Annotated in this window: 3 protein-coding genes and 1 pseudogene; all 4 read right to left on the reverse strand. The window is 72.9% G+C overall.

The genetic code is table 11. The features are described 5' to 3' along the window. Positions 1-548, reverse strand: a pseudogene (locus tag ACTS11_RS00240) (efflux RND transporter periplasmic adaptor subunit); the annotation flags it as partial. A gap of 95 nt (positions 549-643) precedes the next feature. Then, on the reverse strand, positions 644-1,186 hold the full coding sequence (gene moaB / locus ACTS11_RS00245; protein ID WP_442638346.1) for a molybdenum cofactor biosynthesis protein B: 543 nt from the start codon (positions 1,184-1,186) through the stop codon (positions 644-646). Further along, positions 1,183-1,806 (reverse strand): LysE family translocator, encoded by a 624-nt coding sequence (locus tag ACTS11_RS00250; protein WP_442638347.1) that lies wholly within the window; start codon positions 1,804-1,806, stop codon positions 1,183-1,185. Before ACTS11_RS00250 ends, moaB begins: the two co-directional genes overlap by 4 nt. After that, on the reverse strand, positions 1,803-2,408 hold a 606-nt coding region (locus ACTS11_RS00255), incomplete at its 5' end, for a uracil-DNA glycosylase (RefSeq protein WP_442638348.1). The genes ACTS11_RS00250 and ACTS11_RS00255, both read right to left, overlap by 4 nt.

Below are 2,408 nucleotides of genomic sequence, written 5' to 3' on the forward strand. Positions count from 1 at the left end.
AGCTCGGCGTCCTCGACGGCGGCCGCACTGCCCACGCCCCGGTCGAGGAGGTCGCGCTGCCGCTCGAAGGCGCGGGTGCGGAGGTCGGCCTGGCGGCGTGCGGCGGCGACATCCTCGACCGCGAGATCGAGCGCGCGCCGCGCCTCGGCCAGCTCGTTCTCGGCATCGGTGAGATCGGTACGCGCGGTGGCGAGCGCGGCCTCGGCGTCCGTCGGGTCGATCCGCAGGAGGACCTGCCCCGCCACGACCTCGCCGCCCTCCTCGAAGGCGGGGGAGAGCTCGACCAGGCGCCCCTCGGCGGGTGCGCGCAACTCCAGAGTCCGGCGCGAGCGCACCTCGCCGAAGGCGGTCAGGATCGGCGTCTCGACACCGGGCTCGAGCGCCACGACCTCGGCGCTGAAGACCCGTTCGCGCGCGGGCGGCGCGCGCCCCTCGTCCGCGAGTCGCGCCTGCATCGCCGACCAGATCGTACCGCCCGCCATCGCGAGGAGGCCGACGGTCAGCGCCGTCAGGAACAGGCCGAGGAGGGCGCGGCTGAAAAAACGCATGGCTGGGGGCTTTCGCTCTGCGGTTGCTGCGGAACGTAGTCCCGCCGCCTGTCAGGTCCAAGTGACATAGTCACCGCATTCCACGCACGATCGCGTCATTTCCGTCGCAGATGCTCGTCGAGGCGCGGCAGGATCTCGACGAAGTTGCAGGGCCGGTGCCGGTAGTCGAGCTGCCAGCGCAGGATCTCGTCCCAGGCGTCGCGGCAGGCGCCGGACGATCCGGGCAGCGCGAAGAGGTAGGTGCCGCCCGCCACGCCGCCCGTCGCACGCGACTGCACGGCCGAGGTGCCGATCTTCTGCATCGAGACCATGGTGAACACGGTCGCGAAGGCCTCGATCTCCTTTTCGTAGACGTCGCGGTGGGCCTCCACCGTCACGTCGCGCCCCGTAAGGCCGGTGCCCCCCGTGGTCAGGATCACGTCGATCTCCGGGTCCGCGACCCAGGCGCGGAGCTGCGCCGCGATCTCGGCCCGCTCGTCGCGCAGGATGTGACGGGCGGCGAGGATGTGCCCGGCCCCGGTCAGCCGCTCCACCAGCACGTCGCCGGACTTGTCCTCGGCGAGGCTGCGGGTGTCTGACACCGCGAGGACGGCGATGCGGACGGGGTGGAAGGGACGGGTCTCGTCGATGCGGCTCATGTGCGGCCCTCTAGGATGAGGCGGGCGGCCAGGGCTCCGAAGACGCCCGCCGCGGCGAGACGCAGGACTCGGGCCGCGCGCGGTGCGGCAAGAAGGCGGTCGCGCAGGCGGTGCGCGAACAGCGCGACCGAGAGATTCACGGCCAGGCCCGTGAGGACCAGCACGCCGCCGAGCACAAGGAACTGCGGCAGGCCCGGCAGGTCGGGCGTCATGAACTGCGGGATCAGGGCGAAGACGAAGACGGCGCCCTTCGGGTTCAGGAGGGACACGAGGTAGCCGCCGCCGATGGCCCGCCCGGCCCCGGCTATGCCCGTGGTGGCGGCGTAGGCGGCGGGAGGCTCGCGCAGGGCACGAACCGCGAGGAAGATCAGGTAAGCCACACCGGCCCAGCGGATCGCGTCGAAGGCCCCCGGCGTCGCCTCGAGGAGCGCGGACAGGCCGAACCCGGCGATCAGGACGCCGGACGCCGCCCCGACGGCCATACCGACCGCCGACAGCGCCGCGAGGCACGGCCCGTCCGCCAGACTGCGCCCGAGGCAGAACAGCATCTCGGGCCCCGGCGTCAGGCTGAGGAGGATCGCGGCGGGCAGGAAGGCGAGGACGAGCACGGGATCGATCATGGCGCGTCCCGAAGCCGGGCCTTCAGCGCCAGGAGGTCGGCCCAGGCGCGCGCCTTCTCGGCCGGCTGGCGCAGGAGGAAGGCGGGGTGGAACATCGGCAACGCCGGGCGGCCCAGAACCTCCTCCCAGGTGCCCCGCATCCGCATGATGCCCTTGCGGCCCAGGAGCCCGTGGCAGGCCCAGTTGCCCATCAGGACGAGGATCGCGGGGTCCGCAAGCTCGACATGCCGCCGGACGAAGGGCTGGAGCATCGAGATTTCCTCGTGCGTCGGGTCGCGGTTCTGCGGCGGGCGCCAGGGCAGCATGTTGGTGATGTAGAGCGCGTGCTCGGGGTCCTCGGCCCTGCGCGAGAGGCCGATGGCCTCGAACATCGCGTCCAGAAGCTGCCCCGCGCGGCCGACGAAGGGCTTGCCCTGAAGGTCCTCGTCCCGGCCCGGCGCCTCGCCCACGATCATCACGCGGGCGCGCGGATCGCCGTCGGAGAAGACGAGGTTGCGCGCGCCGAGGCGCAGCTCGCAGCCCTCGAAGGCCGCGAGGGCGGCTTCGAGTTCGGTGAGGCTGCGCGCCGAGGCGGCGAGGTCGCGGGCGCGGGCCAGCACGGC

It is taken from the genome of Roseicyclus sp., from assembly GCF_052168335.1.
GTDB lineage: Bacteria > Pseudomonadota > Alphaproteobacteria > Rhodobacterales > Rhodobacteraceae > Roseibacterium.